16 protein-coding genes are annotated in these 16,737 nt (G+C 60.1%); 13 read left to right on the top strand and 3 right to left on the bottom strand.

Translation table 11 applies throughout. The annotated features are described in order from the left end of the window. Window positions 1-61: 61 nt before the first annotated feature. Window positions 62-961, bottom strand: coding sequence for a LysR family transcriptional regulator (locus tag JJ917_10150; protein MBO6699180.1), 900 nt, complete (start codon window positions 959-961; stop codon window positions 62-64). Window positions 962-1,502: 541 nt separating this feature from the next. Here JJ917_10150 and JJ917_10145 point away from each other — a divergent pair. The 12 genes from JJ917_10145 (at window position 1,503) to JJ917_10090 (ending at window position 13,388) form a co-directional block, all read left to right on the top strand. After that, the gene (locus tag JJ917_10145; GenBank protein MBO6699179.1) at window positions 1,503-2,507 is read left to right on the top strand and encodes a BMP family ABC transporter substrate-binding protein; all 1,005 of its coding nucleotides are present in this window, start codon (window positions 1,503-1,505) and stop codon (window positions 2,505-2,507) included. 71 nt (window positions 2,508-2,578) lie between these two features. Further along, window positions 2,579-4,195, top strand: a complete 1,617-nt coding sequence (locus tag JJ917_10140; protein ID MBO6699178.1) for an ABC transporter ATP-binding protein — start codon at window positions 2,579-2,581, stop codon at window positions 4,193-4,195. Further along, window positions 4,192-5,112, top strand: a complete 921-nt coding sequence (locus JJ917_10135) for a hypothetical protein (GenBank protein ID MBO6699177.1) — start codon at window positions 4,192-4,194, stop codon at window positions 5,110-5,112. The genes JJ917_10140 and JJ917_10135 overlap by 4 nt, the downstream gene beginning before the upstream one ends. Next, window positions 5,109-6,245 carry an ABC transporter permease gene (locus JJ917_10130; protein MBO6699176.1) on the top strand — a complete coding sequence of 379 codons (1,137 nt, stop codon included), beginning with the start codon at window positions 5,109-5,111 and terminating at the stop codon, window positions 6,243-6,245. The genes JJ917_10135 and JJ917_10130 overlap by 4 nt, the downstream gene beginning before the upstream one ends. A gap of 4 nt (window positions 6,246-6,249) precedes the next feature. Continuing rightward, window positions 6,250-7,221: an ABC transporter permease gene (locus JJ917_10125; GenBank protein ID MBO6699175.1), complete on the top strand. Its 972-nt coding sequence runs from the start codon at window positions 6,250-6,252 to the stop codon at window positions 7,219-7,221. 2 nt (window positions 7,222-7,223) lie between these two features. Further along, window positions 7,224-7,655, top strand: coding sequence for a cytidine deaminase (locus tag JJ917_10120; protein MBO6699174.1), 432 nt, complete (start codon window positions 7,224-7,226; stop codon window positions 7,653-7,655). A gap of 1 nt (window position 7,656) precedes the next feature. Continuing rightward, window positions 7,657-8,460 carry a purine-nucleoside phosphorylase gene (locus JJ917_10115; protein MBO6699173.1) on the top strand — a complete coding sequence of 268 codons (804 nt, stop codon included), beginning with the start codon at window positions 7,657-7,659 and terminating at the stop codon, window positions 8,458-8,460. Between the two features lie 2 nt (window positions 8,461-8,462). After that, a complete protein-coding gene (gene deoA / locus JJ917_10110; GenBank protein MBO6699172.1) occupies window positions 8,463-9,803 on the top strand; it encodes a thymidine phosphorylase in 1,341 nt (446 codons plus the stop codon). Further along, complete coding sequence (locus JJ917_10105; protein MBO6699171.1) at window positions 9,803-11,044, top strand: phosphopentomutase; 1,242 nt, start codon at window positions 9,803-9,805, stop codon at window positions 11,042-11,044. The genes deoA and JJ917_10105 overlap by 1 nt, the downstream gene beginning before the upstream one ends. 5 nt (window positions 11,045-11,049) lie before the next feature. Then, window positions 11,050-12,036, top strand: a complete 987-nt coding sequence (gene add, locus JJ917_10100) for an adenosine deaminase (GenBank protein MBO6699170.1) — start codon at window positions 11,050-11,052, stop codon at window positions 12,034-12,036. Between the two features lie 45 nt (window positions 12,037-12,081). After that, a complete protein-coding gene (gene upp, locus JJ917_10095; GenBank protein MBO6699169.1) occupies window positions 12,082-12,711 on the top strand; it encodes a uracil phosphoribosyltransferase in 630 nt (209 codons plus the stop codon). Window positions 12,712-12,731: 20 nt separating this feature from the next. Further along, entirely contained in the window at window positions 12,732-13,388 is a 657-nt protein-coding gene (locus JJ917_10090; protein ID MBO6699168.1) for a DUF2161 domain-containing phosphodiesterase, read from the top strand. Window positions 13,389-13,423: 35 nt separating this feature from the next. Here the strand turns inward: JJ917_10090 and JJ917_10085 are convergent, their stop codons facing one another. After that, window positions 13,424-14,284 (bottom strand): patatin-like phospholipase family protein, encoded by an 861-nt coding sequence (locus tag JJ917_10085; protein MBO6699167.1) that lies wholly within the window; start codon window positions 14,282-14,284, stop codon window positions 13,424-13,426. 123 nt (window positions 14,285-14,407) lie between these two features. Here JJ917_10085 and JJ917_10080 point away from each other — a divergent pair, with 123 nt between their 5' ends. Continuing rightward, window positions 14,408-15,310 carry a DMT family transporter gene (locus JJ917_10080; protein ID MBO6699166.1) on the top strand — a complete coding sequence of 301 codons (903 nt, stop codon included), beginning with the start codon at window positions 14,408-14,410 and terminating at the stop codon, window positions 15,308-15,310. 9 nt (window positions 15,311-15,319) lie between these two features. Here the strand turns inward: JJ917_10080 and JJ917_10075 are convergent, their stop codons facing one another. After that, window positions 15,320-16,693, bottom strand: a complete 1,374-nt coding sequence (locus JJ917_10075) for an MATE family efflux transporter (GenBank protein ID MBO6699165.1) — start codon at window positions 16,691-16,693, stop codon at window positions 15,320-15,322. Window positions 16,694-16,737 lie beyond the last annotated feature (44 nt).

The following is a 16,737-nucleotide window of genomic DNA, read 5'->3' as shown; positions in this document are numbered from 1 at the left end:
CGCGCCTTAGCAGGTTCCGGGCAAGGACCAAAGCGCAGAAGTAGTTTTTGGGTGTAGATCGCTAGGGCAAGGGATCGCCGAGCGATTGCCGCAGCTCATCCACCAACCAAGCCTTGAACTGTTGAATCGCTCTGCCTTTCGACGCACCAGGGCGTTCCAGCAAAGTGTAGGTGAACTCCGTCGCAACTTTGCGGTCAAAGGGCGCTACCAATGAGCCTGCGGCCAAGGCGTCGGAGGCCACCGTGTCCCAGGCCAAGAAAACACCCTGGCCTGCTATCGTCGCATCCAGGCAAAGCGAGGCATCGGAGAAAGTCGGTCCATCGTGTAAGTCGGCATCGCGCGGCTCTCCGTCTCTGAACCAGAGATCCCAATCGAACATGGAAAGCCGGTCGCGCACCACGGAAAAGCGCGTGATGTCCTGCGGGCTTTTCAAGTGCTGCGCCATTGCGGGGCTGCAGACCGGAAAAACCCGCTGTCGCAGCAGATGTGTCGCCTTCAATCGCGGCCATCTGCGGTTGCTGACCCGGATACAAAGATCGACATCGGAGGTGGGCATATCCACCAGTTTCATGGTCGCGTCCACGCGCACGGTGATGTCGGGGTGGGCGTCGTGAAACCGTCCCAACCGCCAGACCAGCCATTTGGCCGCAAAGACCGGTGGTACGGAGAGGATGAGCCGGTCATCGTCTGCCTCGCGCATCATCGCCGCGCCTGCGGCAAGGTCGCGCAGCCCAGAGGTTAGATGCGGCAACGCCCTCGCACCCAAAATTGTGGGTTCCAGGCCACGAGCGTTGCGGTCGAAGAACGGACGGCCCAACTGTTTCTCAACCTTGAGAATCTGCTGACTGACCGCACCCGGCGTGACACCAAGCTCCTCGGCAGCGGCGGAAAGGTTGCCGTGTCGTCCGACCGCTTCAACTGCGCGCAGGCCGTTCAGGTGGATCGTGTTCAGGATTTTCATATAGAAAATCTAAAACAATGGCCTGAAGAAATCCATTGGAATAGGAGAAAAAGAGCGTAGCTTTATAGCTATGCTAAAACTCATTCAAAACATCTTGGGGCACGCCACAACGTCGGCATCGACGCCCTCCGAACAGAAGCCTTGCCAACATAACCGTTCAGAGTCGCAAGACTATCGTGCTGATCCGCTCTCCCATCCCGCGCTCCGGGCCATGGATCAGCGGCAGTTGGGCGATCTGCCATTCGACCCGCGGTGCTTTGACCCTGGCAGCTGAGTCTGGCGCCAGCCTTCATCCCCGCCACTGAAACCGAGGGTCGGGACCCATACTTAGCCCGCAGATTGTCGGCGCCATCACCTCGCGTCACATGTCGGAAACTCTTGCTCTCTTCGCCCAATGGCTTAGGGTCGCTGCCAGCTTCTTGGAAGTCAGCCTGAAGGGCGGCTTTCAAAGCTAATCAGCTTAACGCTCGGCCGGTGTTGCAAAAATCAACAAAACCACCGGCAAGGGCAGGCCCATACGGGTCTCAACGGAGGTGAATACATGATCAAACAACTGCTCGCCACAGCTGCGCTTGGCGCTCTTCTGACCGGCACTGCCTTTGCCGACGACATCAACCCAGCTGTCGTCTACGATTTGGGTGGCCGGTTCGATGAAAGCTTCAACCAAGCCGCGTACACCGGCGCTCAGGCGTTTCAGGAAGAAACCGGCATCGAGTTCGTCGATTTCGAAATCCAGAACGACAGCCAGCGCGAACAGGCGCTGCGCAACTTTGCCCGCCGCGGACATGATCCGATCATTGCCATCGGTTTTTCTCATGGGTCGGCTGTTGAAGCGGTAAGCCAGGAATTCCCTGACACGCGTTTTGCCATCGTCGACATGGTTGTTGATCAGCCGAACGTGCGCTCCATCGTTTTCAAGGAGCATGAAGGCTCCTACTTGGTTGGCGTGCTGGCTGCGATGGCCTCAGAATCCGACACCGTTGGCTTCGTGGGTGGCATGGACATTCCGCTCATTCGCCGCTTTGCCTGTGGTTATGCCGAAGGCGTGCTGTCGGTCGAGCCGGACGCGGAAGTTTTGACCGCGATGACAGGCACCACCGGCGCGGCTTGGAATGATCCCGTGCGTGGCGGCGAAATCACCCAAAGCCATGTGTCGGCTGGCGCTGACGTCGTCTTCCATGCCGCCGGCGGCACCGGCATCGGTGTGCTCCAAGCAGCTGCCGACGCTGGCATTTTGGGCATCGGCGTGGACTCCAACCAGAACGGCTTGCAGCCGGGCTCCGTCCTGACCTCCATGCTCAAGCGTGTGGATGTTGCCGTCGCTGATGCGTTCACCGACGCACAGAATGATGAATGGACCAATGGCTTTGAAGTCCTCGGTCTTGCCGAAGGCGGCGTTGATTGGGCTTTGGATGAAAACAATGAAGGCCTCATCACCGACGAGATGCGCGCCATCGTTGAAGAAGCCAAACAGGCCATCATCTCCGGCGAAGTTGTTGTCCATGACTATATGGCCGACAACACCTGCCCAGCGACCGACAACTAAGGTCTAGAAATCAAGGCCGGTCCCGCATCCGGGGCCGGCCATTATTTTTGTAATCGGCAGGGTAATAAGCCGTGACGGAAACAGTAACTGCTGCGCACGACGAAACGCCGACCGACCATGCGTCGCCGGCCAGGGCAGATGCGCTCGCCATCGAGTTGCGCGGCATCGACAAACGCTTTGGCGCTGTCCACGCCAACAAGCACATCGATCTGAAGGTCGCCCGCCAATCGATCCACGGGATCGTCGGTGAAAACGGCGCTGGAAAATCGACGTTGATGTCCATCCTTTATGGCTTCTACGAAGCCGATGAGGGCGACATTTTCGTTGGCGGCAAGAAAGTCTCCATCCGCTCGTCCAACGATGCCATCGCCCACGGCATCGGCATGGTCCACCAGCATTTCATGCTGGTTGATAACTTCACCGTCATCGAGAATGTCATGCTCGGCGCGGAGGGCGCAGCCCTCCTGCAAGCGGGCCGCGAGAAGGTTCGCAAGGACCTGAAGCATCTCAGCGAGACGTACGGCTTGACCGTTGATCCGGACGCCATCGTCTCCGAGCTTTCCGTTGGGCTGCAGCAGCGCGTGGAGATCCTGAAAGCGCTCTATCGTGGCGCCGATATTCTGATCCTGGATGAGCCGACCGGCGTGCTGACGCCCGAAGAGGCCGACAATTTGTTCCGGATCCTGCGCCAGCTGCGCGATCAAGGCAAAACCATCCTGCTCATCACCCACAAGCTGCGCGAGATCATGGCCGTCACCGATGAGGTCTCCGTAATGCGACGCGGCGCGATGGTCGCGACATTGCAAACCGCGAACACCAGTCCGGCGGAAATCGCCGAGCAGATGGTCGGCCGCCGTGTTTTGCTGGAAGTCGATAAGGGCGAGCCCAAGCCCAGCGACGCGGCGCTGGAGGTGAAGGACCTCACCGTCACCGACAAGTTCGGCGTCGACCGTGTGAAAAACGTCTCCTTCATTGTGCGGCGCGGTGAGATCGTCGGCATCGCCGGCGTCTCCGGCAACGGTCAGTCGGAATTGCTGGAGGCTGTTTCAGGCATCGTGCCGCCGGCTTCCGGTTCGGTGGTGATCAATGGCACCACGCTTTCTCACACCGGCGACCCAGCCGAAGCGCGCCATCTCGGCATGGGCCATGTACCCGAAGACCGTTTGCGCATGGGGCTGGTGAAAAGCTTTGAGGAAAACGAGAACTCCGTTCTTGGCTACCATGATCATGATGATATTGGCGGCAAGGTCGTTCTCGATGTCGATGCGGTTCGTAATCACGCCAAAGCGCAGATTGAAAAGTACGATATTCGCCCGCCCAATTGCCGGTTGAAGACGGCCAACTTTTCCGGCGGCAATCAGCAAAAAATCGTGATTGCCCGCGAGATGGAGCAGGACCCCGACGTGTTGCTTGTCGGACAACCAACGCGCGGTGTGGACATTGGCGCGATCGAGTTCATCCACAAACAGCTGATCGCCATGCGCGATGCTGGCAAAGCCGTGCTTCTGGTGTCGGTGGAGTTGGACGAAATTTTTGGGCTTTCTGACCGTATCTTGGTCATGTGCGGTGGTGAAATCGTCGGTGAGCGCCTGCCGCATGAGACCGATGAAAACGAGATTGGCTTGATGATGGCCGGTATCGATGGCGCCGCCAATCAGGATCAAGTCGCCGTGGAGGCTGCACAATGATCCGTGCGTTTCTGCTTGCTGGCGCTGTCTGTGTGATCGCAACACCGGCGCTTGCGCAAAAATGGCCGAGCGCAGACCCTAACAGCGGGCCTGATCCCGTGCGCGGCGTCACGCTTGATGAGTTCAGCGAAGCCGGCCCCAACACACTGACCCTTGGCGGCGTCACCGCCCGCATCGAAGCGCAGGCCAACAATGACGACACAACAACGCCTGTCTTTGTGATCGAAGACGCGAGCGGGGAAGTGCTCCGCTTTGAAGGCGAGCCGAGTTTCTATTCGTTTCTTCCTGCATCGATGCGATTGGCAAACATAGACCGCTCCACACCGGAGCCGGAGTTGATTGCCTCCAGCTACACCGGCGGCGCGCACTGCTGCGATCGGATACAGATCGCAGCGCTTTCGCCGGATGGCACCTGGCAGGTGCAAGAACTTGGCCTGTTTGATGGTGGCTACACGCTTTGGGATGCCGATGAGGATGGTTTTGGAGAGATCGAGGTCGCCGATCAAAGCTTCCTTTACACCTTCGATTGCTATGCATGCTCCGCCCCGCCGCCACGGTTTTTCACGCTGCGCGACGGGGAGCCTGTGGACATCTCCGACAATCCCGACCTCTACCCCACCTATCAAAGCCAACTTCAGCGCTTTGATAGCCCCTCGGCAATGATCGACGAGCCGGGGCGCCTCGCTGGATGGGCTGGGATCGAGGCGCGCCTGGGGCGCGGCGAGGAAGCGCTGGCCACACTGGAGCAGATGAACGCCGCCAGCGACTCACTTTATGAGATCTGCACCGACGGTGGCTCGGTCTGGGAATGCGCCGACGCCGACAAACGCGAGGTCGGATTTGTGGCATTCCTGCGCAGTCACCTTGTCCGCCAAGGCTATTTGCCTGAAACCACCAACGGCGGAGGCAAAGGATGAGCCTGTCGCGCGGCGAACTTCCACGCTGGGTCGAGTATGGGTTGATCCCGTTGTTGAATCTGGCGGCCGCCTTTTTGGTCGCCGGATTGGTTGTGATCGCGGTTGGCGAGAACCCGCTGGAAGCCGTTGAACTTATGCTCTTCGGCGCGTTTGGGTACGGCGAGGGCCTCGGCTTCACGCTCTACTACGCCACCAATTTCATCTTCACCGGCCTTGCCGTCGCCGTCGCTTTCCACGCTGGCTTGTTCAACATCGGTGGCGAGGGGCAGGCCTATGTCGCTGGCCTTGGCGTCGCACTTGTCTGCCTGACGCTCGACCGCCTGGTGCCCTGGTGGATAACCGCGCCTTTTGCCGTGATGGCAGGCGCAGCGTTTGGAGCCTTTTGGGCCTTTGTTCCGGGTTATCTGCAGGCCAAGCGCGGCAGCCATATCGTTATCACCACGATCATGTTCAACTTCATCGCCGCCGCGCTGATGACCTACATGCTGGTCAACGTCTTCCGCCAGCCCGGCTCGATGGCGCCGGAATCGCGCACTTTTGAAGAAGGTGGCCGCATTCCGCGCATCGACTGGCTGTTCGATTGGTTCGGCATGAATCTCGGCGGTGCGCAGACCAACATCTCGCTGTTCCTGGCGCTCATCATGGCCTTTCTGGTCTGGATGCTCATCTGGCGTACGCGCCTTGGCTACCGTATGCGCACGCTTGGGCAGAACCCGACCGCCGCCGTTTATGCTGGCATGCGCCCGCCGCGCCTCATCATGATCGCCATGGCCATCTCCGGCGGTCTGGCCGGCATGATGGCGGTCAATGAGATCATGGGCGTGCATGGCCGCCTGATTTTGGAGTTTGCCGGTGGTGCAGGCTTTGTCGGCATTGCCGTAGCGCTGATGGGCCGGGCCCATCCAATCGGCATTGTGTTGGCGGCGCTTCTCTTCGGAGCACTCTATCAGGGCGGCGCCGAGCTTGCTTTCTCTATGCCATCCATCACCCGCGACATGATCATCGCGATCCAAGGTCTGGTGATCTTGTTTGCGGGAGCGTTGGAAGGGCTGTTCCGCCCCGCCATCGTCGGCTTTTTCAACGCGCTTTACGATCGCCGCAAGGCGCGTGAGCGCATGCAGGCGGCGGAGTAGGGACATGGAGAGTTTTCAGAGCTTCATCTTGCTCCTCGACTCCACGGTGCGACTGTCCATGCCATTGCTGTTTGCGGCACTGGCTGGCCTCTACTCGGAGCGCTCCGGCATTTTTGACATCGGCCTTGAGGGCAAGATGCTCGCCGCCGCCTTCGCTGCCGCAGCCATCGGAGCCGTAACCGGAAATGTCTGGTTGGGCCTAATGTCGGCGATTGCCGTGTCGATCCTCTTGGCGCTGGTGCATGGCTTTGCCTGCATCACGGCGCGCGGCAATCAAATCGTGTCGGGCGTGGCCATTAACTTTCTCGCCGCTGGTCTCACGGCCCTTATTGGCCACGCTTATTTCCAGCGCGGCGGGCGCACACCTGGGCTGGATGATGAAGCGCGTTTCACACCGATCGTCTGGCCGGCGGCGGAAGCGCTGCAGGATGTACCGATCATCGGGCCGATCTATTTCGATCTGGTCTCAGGTCACAATCTTCTGGTCTATGTCGGGTTTCTGGCCGTTGCGGTCACATGGTTCGTCGTCTTCCGCACACGGTTCGGCTTGCGGCTGCGCGCGGTTGGAGAAAACCCCGCCGCTGTCGATACCGCAGGCATCTCCGTCACCTTGATGCGCTACCAGGCGGTGATCATTTGCGGGCTGCTTTGCGGCTTGGCGGGCGCCTATCTCTCCACCGCACAGTCCGCAAGCTTTGTGCCCAACATGTCGGCCGGTAAAGGCTTCATTGCGCTGGCCGCGTTGATCTTTGCCAAGTGGAAGCCAATACCGGTGCTATATGCCTGCTTGCTCTTCGGCTTCCTGGAAGCCTTGGGCATTGTGCTGCAAGGCCGCGACCTGCCGCTCATCGGGGAAGTGCCCGTACAGATTGTTCAGGCGCTGCCGTACATCCTGACCGTGGTTTTGCTCGCCGGGTTCATCGGCCGCGCTGATCCGCCCAAGGCAGGCGGCGTGCCCTATGTGAAAGAGCGCTAGTTATGGATGTTAGTCAAAAATCAGCGCTCATCGAGGCGGCACGCCAAGCGCGCGAAACCGCCTATGCCACCTATTCCAACTATCGTGTTGGTGCAGCGGTACTGACCGAGGAAGGGGCGATCTATCCCGGCTGCAACGTCGAGAACGCGGCTTACCCGCTGGGCAGTTGCGCCGAAGCGGGCGCCGTTTCCGCCATGGCTCTTGCTGGCGGAAGAACCATCAAGGCGGTTGCTGTGGTTGGCGGCAAGACTGACAAGCAGGCCGAGAGCGAACCCTGGGGACTGGCATCCCCTTGCGGCGGCTGTCGCCAGCGCCTTGCCGAGTTTGCGGCCAACGCAGCTGTGCCGGTTATCATCGCGACGCCGCACGACGTCATGCTGGAAACGACCATTGGCGATCTCCTGCCGCACGCCTTCAATCTGAAAGACGATTAGCATGTCCGACGCCGTTTCCGTCATTCGTGCACGCTTGCCAAACGCTGCGCCCAAACTCGGTTTGGTTTTGGGGTCCGGTCTGGGCGGGCTGGTGGACGAAATCGAAGATGCCGTGCGGATTTCCTATACCGACCTGCCGCACTTCCCGCATTCCACGGTGTCCAGCCATGCCGCCGATTTGGTGATCGGAAAGCTGGCGGGCGTTGAGGTCGCGGTGCTCGCCGGGCGGGTGCACGCCTATGAGACCGGCGAAGCCGATGCCATGTCAGTACCGGTCGCGACGCTCAAAGGCCTTGGCGTGGAAAGCTTGATCCTCACCAACGCTGCCGGCAGTCTGCACGAGGAGATGGCACCTGGCGCTCTGATGTTGATCACCGACCACATCAATTTGTCCGGTCGCAATCCTCTAATTGGCGTCGATGGCGATGCGCGATTTGCCAATATGGTTGATGCCTACGATCCAGCGTTGCGCACTCGGGCCAAATCGCTCGCCGATCGGGAAGGCGTGGAACTGCACGAAGGTGTTTACGGCTGGTTCCTGGGACCAAGTTTCGAAACCCCGGCCGAAATCCGCATGGCGCGCACGCTTGGCATGGACGCCGTCGGCATGTCGACGGTGCCGGAGACCATCTTGGCCCGCTTCCACGGCATGAAGGTGCTGGCGATCTCTTCGATTACCAATCTCGGCGCCGGTATGACCGGCGAGGCCTTGTCACATCACGAGACCAAGGATGTCGGCGCGACCATCGTGCCCAAATTAACAACGCTTCTGCGTGCGCTCGTCGCCGATTTGGCCGAGGCTTAGGCATGGCCTTTCTTCCGCAGGAACTCATCGCCAAGAAACGCGATGGCGGCACACTGACAGCCGAAGAAATCGCCTTCCTTGTTGACGGCATGACGACCGGCGACGTTACCGACGCGCAGATTTCGTCGTTTGCTATGGCGGTCTTTTTCAAAGGCATGGAGATGGATGAGCGTGTAGCGTTGACGCTTGCCATGCGCGACTCTGGCGACGTGCTTGATTGGTCGCATCTGGACGGTCCGGCACTCGACAAACACTCCACCGGCGGTGTTGGCGACAATCTCTCGCTGATGCTGGCACCTATTGTCGCCGCCTGCGGAGGCTATGTGCCGATGATCTCTGGACGGGGTCTCGGCCATACCGGCGGCACGCTGGACAAGATGGATTCCATTCCTGGCTACACGACGCAACCGGACAATGAGACCTTTCGCAAGGTAACCGAAGCCTGTGGCTGCGCGATCATCGGCCAGACGGCATCGCTGGCGCCTGCCGACAAGCGCTTTTATGGCATCCGCGATGTCACCGCGACGGTGGAGAGCATTGACCTCATCACCGCATCGATCTTGTCCAAAAAGCTGGCCGCCGGTCTTGATGGCCTGGTTCTCGACGTAAAATCTGGCTCCGGCGCGTTCATGCCTAGCCACGAGCAATCTGAAGCATTGGCCGAAAGCCTGGTTGCGGTTGCCAATGGCGCAGGCACCAAGACATCGGCCCTGCTAACCGACATGAACGAAGTGCTCGGCCACGCTGCGGGCAATGCCGTGGAAGTCGCAACGGCGGTGGAGTTCCTAACCGGGGCAGCTCAAGACCCCAGGGTCCGTGAGATCACACTGGCTCTGTGCGCCGACATGCTGGTGCTCGGTGGTTTGGCAAGCGAAAACGAGAGCTTGGCAAAGGTTGCTAATGCGCTCGATTCCGGAAAAGCGGCGGACAAGTTTAGCGAGATGGTGACGCTGCTCGGTGGGCCATCTGATTTCGTTGAGCGCTATCAGGACCATCTGCCTGATGCGCCCATCACCATCGATGTCCCAGCACCCGCCAGCGGAACGGTGAACGCTATGGACACACGCGCCATCGGTAACGCCGTCGTCGCTCTGGGTGGTGGACGCACCAACCCGGCGGACCCAATCGACCACGCGGTTGGCCTCACGCATATCATCGATGTCGGCACCACGCTTTCCAAGGGCGATCCTTTGGCGCGCGTGCGCGCTCGCGACGAAGCCACCGCCCAGGAGGCCTCCCGAAGGGTCACCGCTGCCATCACCTTGGGTGACGCACCAGAACCGCGCGCTAACATCTACCGGCGGCTGGCGCCCACGCTTGCCCTGTCTGCTGGAGACGCCTGATGCCCCGCGTGTTTCTTGTGGTGCTTGATAGCGTCGGCATTGGCGGCGCACCCGACGCGCATCTGTTTTTCAACCATGACACGCCAGACACCGGAGCCAACACGGTTGGCCACATCGCCGAAGCCTGCGCGCGTGGCGATGGCGATCAAGACGGCCTGCGCTCTGGCCCGCTCCACTTGCCAAACCTTGCACGTTTGGGTCTTGGCAAGGCGGTCGAACTGGCATCTGACGCCGTACTGCCAAATCTAGAATCAGACACCATAACCGGGCGCTACGCAGCGGCGACCGAAGTCTCCAACGGCAAGGACACACCGTCGGGCCATTGGGAGATCGCCGGTGTTCCCGTGCCTTTTGATTGGGGTTATTTCCCCGACTCCAAGCCGGCCTTTCCTGACGATTTGATGAAGGCCTTCATCAGCCAAGCGAGTCTGCCCGGCACGCTGTGCAACGAACACGGATCGGGCACGGTGGTCATCGCTGAGTATGGTCTTGAGCATATCGCGAGCGGCAAACCGATCGTCTACACCTCGGCGGATTCGGTGTTTCAGATCGCTGCGCATGAGGAACATTTTGGTCTCGAACGGCTCTATGAGATCTGTAAGGTCGCCCGAAAACTGATCGATCCGCTGAACATTGGCCGCGTGATTGCACGCCCCTTTGTTGGCGAAACGGTCGAGACCTTCAAGCGCACGGCCAACCGCAAGGACTATGCCGTTCCGCCGCCTGAGCCGACGGTACTCAATCGCGTGCAGGATGCAGGGAACCGCGTCATCGCGCTCGGCAAACTGGGCGATATCTTTGCCATGCATGGCATCGATGAGGTGCGCAAAGTGCCGGGCATCGAGGCCTTGTTCGATGTGCTGATGGGCACGTTGGAGGGCGATAAGGCCGCACAGGATGGCGATCTTGTATTTGCCAACTTCGTGGAATTTGACTCCGAGTTTGGTCACCGTCGCAACATCCCAGGCTATGCCGATGCGCTGGAACGGTTCGACCGCCAACTTCCTCGTTTCACAGACGCAATGAAGGAAGGTGATCTCCTGATCCTCACAGCCGACCACGGCAATGATCCAAGCTGGATCGGCACGGACCACACCCGCGAGCGGGTGCCGGTGCTGATGACGGCGAAAGGCTTGGAAGCGGGCTCGGCCGGCGTGCGCACCACCTTCGCCGATATCGGCGAAACAGCCGCCAAATGGCTCGGCTTGCCATCGGGCAAACACGGAACGTCGATCTTGTGACCGCAATCCCACTCGCCGAACTGCACTGCCATATCGAAGGAGCCGCTCTACCGGAGCTTGTCCGCGAACTGGCCCACCGCAACGATCAGGACATCACCGGCTTGATCGATGAGGATGGCGGTTACGTCTGGACGGATTTTGACGATTTTTTGAGCGCGTACGACAAGGCAGCCAGCGTCTTCACGCGCCCTGAGGATTACAGCGCGCTCGCTTACACCTACGCGGCCTATTTGGCGTCTAAGGGCGCGATCTATTCAGAAACCTTCGCATCGACGGACCATGCCGAACGCGCTGGCGTCGATCCGATGGCCTATCTGGCTGCGCTCACCGATGGCATCAAGCGAGCCGAAGCGGACCATGGCATCATCAGCCGCCTCATCCCGACCGGTGTTCGACATTTCGGTACGGAGGCGATCAACCGCGCCGCTGTCATCGCGATTGAGGCTGCCAGGGACAACTCGTTCATCACAGGCTTTGGGATTGCAGGCAGCGAAGTGGCAGGTTCGCTTCTTGATGCCAAAGCCGCGTTCGAACGCTGCGGGGATGCAGGTCTGGGTCTCACCGCCCATGCCGGCGAATGGACCGGCCCGCCAACCATCCGCGACGCCTTGAAATTGGGTGTCACCCGCGTCGGCCATGGTATCCGTGCCGCTGAGGATGAGCCGCTGATGGCAGAGTTGGCTCAGAAAGGCATCACGTTGGAAGTGTGTCCGGTGTCCAACATCGTCTTGCAGGCGGTGAAAAGCCAGGCCGCGCACCCAGCCAAGACGCTCTATGATGCCGGTATCAAACTGACCGCCAGTTCCGATGATCCGCCGCATTTCCACACCAACCTCGCCAAGGACACGGACGTCATGGTCGAGTTGCTTGGCGGCGATGAACGCCAGATGCGCGCCATGCTGACACGCAACGCGTTGGAGGCGGCCTTCGTCGATGAACCGACGCGGCAAAAACTCTTGGGCAAACTTGATAGCGCGCTTGCCAGCGCCTGACCGGTTGGGCATGAACAGGGCCGCGCAGAGCGAAAGGAGCCCCGCATGCAAGGCGTCACCGTTGTCGATCACCCGCTGATCCAGCACAAGCTCACTTTGATGCGGGACAAGAACACCTCCACCGCCTCCTTCCGCCGGTTGTTGTTCGAAATCTCCCACCTACTTTGCTACGAGACGACACGCGATCTGGAGACCGAAGAGGTCGAGATCGAAACGCCTATCCAGCCGATGATGGCACCTAAGCTTTCCGGCAAGAAACTGGTGTTTGCGTCTGTTCTTCGTGCGGGTGACGGGCTTCTGGAAGGCATGCTCGATTTGGTGCCGGCAGCCCGCGTTGCCCATATAGGCCTTTATCGCGACCCGGAAACGCTTCAGCCGGTTGAATACTACTTCAAGGCACCGGAAGACCTATCAGACCGTTTGGTGATCGTCCTCGACCCCATGCTCGCCACATCCAATTCTGTGTCAGCGGCGGTGACGAAACTGAAAGAACGCGGTGCGCACAACATTCGTTTTGTGTGCCTGCTCGCCGCGCCAGAAGGCGTTGAACGTTTCACGAAAAACCATCCCGATGTGCCAGTCGTGACTGCCGCCATCGATGAGCGCCTCAACGATCATGGCTACATCGTTCCGGGTCTCGGCGATGCCGGCGACCGCATGTTCGGGACGAAGTGATCCTGGCAGTGTAGCCGGCCGTGACGCGGGTCCTGGAAACCGAACTCTATGAGCCAGTCAAAGAGTTTCTCGTTGCCCAGGGCTATGAGGTTAAGGCGGAGGTGGGCGCAGCCGATATCGTCGCCTGTCGCGGCGATGAAGAGCCCGTCATTGTCGAACTCAAAGCGGCGTTCTCGCTGACCCTTTTTCACCAGGCGATTGCACGACAATCGATCACGGATGCTGTTTACATCTCCGTGCCGCGTGGATCGGGCCGTCGGTTTTTGCTGACCTTGAAGAGCAATATCGCGCTCGCCCGACGGCTTGGTCTGGGTCTGCTGACGGTTCGGCTTTCGGATGGTTTCGTCGAGCCGCATCTCGACCCGGCGCCCTACAAGCCAAGGCAATCCAAGACGCGCCGGGATCAGCTTTTGCGCGAGTTTGCGCGCCGCAAAGGTGATCCTAATACCGGCGGATCGACACGGACCACGCTCGTCACGGCTTATCGGCAGGATGCGATACGCTGCGCTCAACATTTGCAGGCCCATGGCCCATGCCGTGGCACCGACGTTGCCAAAGCAACCGGTGTTGCGCGAGCAACGCGGATGATGGCTGACGATTACTATGGTTGGTTCGAACGGGTTGAGCGCGGCGTCTATAGCTTAACGCCGATTGGGGAAAAGTCGCTTCAAAAGTAAGCGTTCGCAAAGTTCGTGTGCGCTAGTCGCCACAGCTAGCGACGCAGGAATGCCTCGACACCCTCTGACAGCTGGCGCTTGATCGCGTCACGCTCGCCATCGGTCGCCGACAGAACCTCTCGCGCTTTCAAGAAATTGAGCGCTTGGAAATTGGCGATGGGTGGTCGGATAAGAACGTCTGGCGGATGTTGCGCCAGATGCGCCTTGGTGATGGTCTGCATACAAAGCTGAGTCGCGCCAAGAATGCTTTCCATCTGCGCTGGCGCTTGTGCGGTTTGTTCTCTGTTTTCTGGTTCCGGCCCTCCCATGACGTCCACGCCGATCACCAAATCGCAGTCGCCAAGGGCCCCTGTCGGCAAGGGATTGACCACGCCGCCATCGACATGGACGCGGCCGTCAAACAGCACCGGTTTGAACACAAAGGGAATGGCAATGCTCGCCGCGACGGCCGGCTGGATCAGCCCTTTGCGGACGGCATGCGAGCGCCAGCCATAATAGTCCGTCGTCACGACCGTCAGCGGGACCGTGACCGCATCGAAGGTGCGCGCAAGCCCGTCGGGCATGAAGGCGGCTAGAACCGCCTGCGAGTCCAGTTGAACGCCGAAGCTTCGCCAGTTGCGCCAATTCTTCGGCCGCATCTTCCATACACGCGCGGCAACCTCGCGAGTGTCGAGAAACGTTTCCAGCGCGATCTCTCGCATCTGCCGACCCGACAGTCCCGACGCCACGCCCCAACCCATGATCGCGCCGATCGACGTGCCGGCAAGGCAGGCGATGGGCAGGCCGAGTTCCTCTATCACTTCGAGTACCGTGATATGCGCCAAACCGCGCGCGCCACCTCCGCCCAAGGCCAGGCCAATTTGGGGAAGGTCGGAGGTTGAGGATCGGGTGGTCATGCTGGCGCTTTCATGAGAAGGAGGGCCAATTCTCCCTCAATGTGGTCTCTTTTTGTGACAACGCAATCCACCTCGTCTGCTTCACCAACGGCCACGCCCGCCATCGCGCCTGGCGACGCGGCTATGGAGCGCTACGACTACAGCCTGTACGCGATCACTTGCTTCGTTTGGGGCACAAGTTGGTTGGCCCTGCGCATGCAATTGGGCACGATCGCGCCGGAAGTGTCCTTGGTTTGGCGCTTCGCGCTTGCCGGCGTTTTGGTGTTTGCATGGGCTTGGTGGGCGCGCCAAAGGATGCGCTTTGAGCTGCGCGATCACGCGCTGTTTGCGGCAATGGGGTTCTTCATTTTCTCCACCAATTTTCTGTTCTTCTACTATGGCGGCATCGAGATCACCGCTGGCCTCCTGGCGGTCGTGTTCTCGCTCGCCTCGATCATCAACTTTCTGATCGGCATCACCTTTATGGGCCAAAAAGCTGAGCCGCGGCGCTTGGCCGGTGCTGGTCTCGGCGCGCTGGGTATCGGCTTTCTGTTTTGGCCGGAGATCGCCGGCACAACGCTCAACCGCGACGTCCTGATCGGTTTGGCGCTGTGCATTTGCGGCACGCTCTTCTTCTGCACCGGAAATGTGTTGTCGGCACGGGCGCAAAAGCGCGGGCTACCCATCTTGGCAACAAATGCCTGGGGCATGCTCTACGGTGTGATCTGGTTGCTCGTTCTGGCTATGGCGCAAGGCCACACCTTCGCCATTGAGCCAACCGCTGGTTATATCGGCTCGCTCGTCTGGCTTGCTGTTTTTTCCTCGGTGATCGCCTTTTGGAGTTATCTGACACTGCTAGGCCGGATCGGTGGCGCGCGTGCATCTTATGCGACCGTCATCTTCCCGCTGATTGCGCTGGCCTCCTCGACACTGTTTGAGGGCTACCAGTGGACGGTTTTTGCCGCCATCGGTGTGGTCTTCGCGCTTTGCGGCAATGTCCTGGTGCTCGGCGGCGGCAAACGCCAGCCGGTCAACAAGGGCGCCTGAAGCCCGCGCCTAAGTCGCGGCCTTACCTGAGGCAAAAGGAGCAGGCTCGGGGCGGTGTGGGACGACATGCGTGTCAGCGTCCGGCGGTTCGAGCTTTTGCATGACGAGATAAGCAGTGACACCGGCTGCAAGTCCGAAGACGACTGAGCCAAGCGCCTGTCCGATCAGAACACCTTGCGCGCCGCCGCCACCCCATTCCATTTGCGCCCCAATCCAAACGAACGGCAGCGTGCCAATGGTCGCCTTGCCCCAGTTGAACACTGTGGAATAGGTCGCAAAGCCGAGATTGTTGAACGATGCATTGGCGACGAACAGCGCGCCATTGAAGATGAAGCTTGCCGCGACATAGGTGCAGAACAGGATCACCAAGCCGGCCGCATCGCCGTCCGCATCGAACAGGGCGACGATCGGGTCACGGGCAACGAACAGGATCGCCCAGACCAACGTCGTGTAGCCAAGGATCAGGATCAGGGCGTCCATGAAGGCGCGCTGCACACGGTCGATCCGCCCCGCCCCATAATTTTGGCCGAGGATCGGACCGACGGCACCTGACAACGCGAATATCGCTCCGAACGCCACGGGGATGATCCGCCCGACAATCGCCCACCCGGCCACCGCATCATCGCCATAAGGCGCAATGGCGCGGGTGACGATGGCGTTGCCGACAGGCGTCGCGACATTGGTGAGGATCGCTGGAATGGCGATGGCGACCAGCGCCGAAAAGTGCGTACGCATCGCCTCGCGGCTTGGAAGCGAGACAAGGTCGTGCACCTTCATCGCGCCATAGATTCCCATGGCAAGCAGGGCGAAGCGCGACAGGGTTGTGGAGACCGCAGCGCCGTTGACGCCCATGTCGAGCGCAAAGATGAAAATCGGGTCCATGATTGCCGCGGCGATTCCCGCGCCGAGCGTCACATACATGGCCCGTTTGGCATCGCCGACCGCGCGCAGCAGGCCAGACATCGCCATGCCAAGCGCCAGCAGAGGCATGGACGGCAACACGATCTGTAGGAAGCCAATAGCGACATCAAGCGTCAGACCGGTGGCGCCAAGACCGGTCAGCAGGCCGTCCAGGAAGACAAGGCTGAGAATCGAAAGCAGACTGATCAGGGCAAAAATGAACACCAGCCCGGTCCCTGCCACCTGCTTGGCGCGCTCCTTGTCGCCCGCGCCAAGCGCGCGTGAAACCAAGGCCGTGATTCCGATCGTTGTGCCGATGGCAGCTGAGGTGATGAAGAACATCAGCGTCCCGGCATAACCGATGGCGGCAGCCAGTTCGGTTTCTCCGAGCTGGGCGATGTAAAATAGGTTGGCGAAATCAACGATGAAGATCGCGACCAGACCGATGGAGCCGGTCGCCGTCATGACGACGGTGTGGCGCATGGTCGGGCCAGTGACGAACCGCGGTGTCGTGTCGTCCTCTTGCT

The sequence above is a fragment of the Hyphomicrobiales bacterium genome, from assembly GCA_017642935.1.
Lineage (GTDB): Bacteria > Pseudomonadota > Alphaproteobacteria > Rhizobiales > MH13 > MH13.
Note: the sequence above shows the minus strand (reverse complement) of the source record. Positions and strands in the feature narration are given on the sequence as shown.

What these genes read in the sequence shown, in the direction of transcription:
- JJ917_10085 (MBO6699167.1), bottom strand. Translation starts at nt 14,284, where the DNA reads ATGACCACCCGATCCTCAACCTCCGACCTTCCCCAAATTGGCCTGGCC.
- JJ917_10080 (MBO6699166.1), top strand. Translation starts at nt 14,408, where the DNA reads ATGGAGCGCTACGACTACAGCCTGTACGCGATCACTTGCTTCGTTTGG.
- JJ917_10075 (MBO6699165.1), bottom strand. Translation starts at nt 16,693, where the DNA reads ATGCGCCACACCGTCGTCATGACGGCGACCGGCTCCATCGGTCTGGTC.
- JJ917_10115 (MBO6699173.1), top strand. Translation starts at nt 7,657, where the DNA reads ATGTCCGACGCCGTTTCCGTCATTCGTGCACGCTTGCCAAACGCTGCG.
- JJ917_10135 (MBO6699177.1), top strand. Translation starts at nt 4,192, where the DNA reads ATGATCCGTGCGTTTCTGCTTGCTGGCGCTGTCTGTGTGATCGCAACA.
- JJ917_10150 (MBO6699180.1), bottom strand. Translation starts at nt 961, where the DNA reads ATGAAAATCCTGAACACGATCCACCTGAACGGCCTGCGCGCAGTTGAA.
- JJ917_10125 (MBO6699175.1), top strand. Translation starts at nt 6,250, where the DNA reads ATGGAGAGTTTTCAGAGCTTCATCTTGCTCCTCGACTCCACGGTGCGA.
- JJ917_10105 (MBO6699171.1), top strand. Translation starts at nt 9,803, where the DNA reads ATGCCCCGCGTGTTTCTTGTGGTGCTTGATAGCGTCGGCATTGGCGGC.
- deoA (MBO6699172.1), top strand. Translation starts at nt 8,463, where the DNA reads ATGGCCTTTCTTCCGCAGGAACTCATCGCCAAGAAACGCGATGGCGGC.
- JJ917_10145 (MBO6699179.1), top strand. Translation starts at nt 1,503, where the DNA reads ATGATCAAACAACTGCTCGCCACAGCTGCGCTTGGCGCTCTTCTGACC.
- JJ917_10120 (MBO6699174.1), top strand. Translation starts at nt 7,224, where the DNA reads ATGGATGTTAGTCAAAAATCAGCGCTCATCGAGGCGGCACGCCAAGCG.
- upp (MBO6699169.1), top strand. Translation starts at nt 12,082, where the DNA reads ATGCAAGGCGTCACCGTTGTCGATCACCCGCTGATCCAGCACAAGCTC.
- JJ917_10130 (MBO6699176.1), top strand. Translation starts at nt 5,109, where the DNA reads ATGAGCCTGTCGCGCGGCGAACTTCCACGCTGGGTCGAGTATGGGTTG.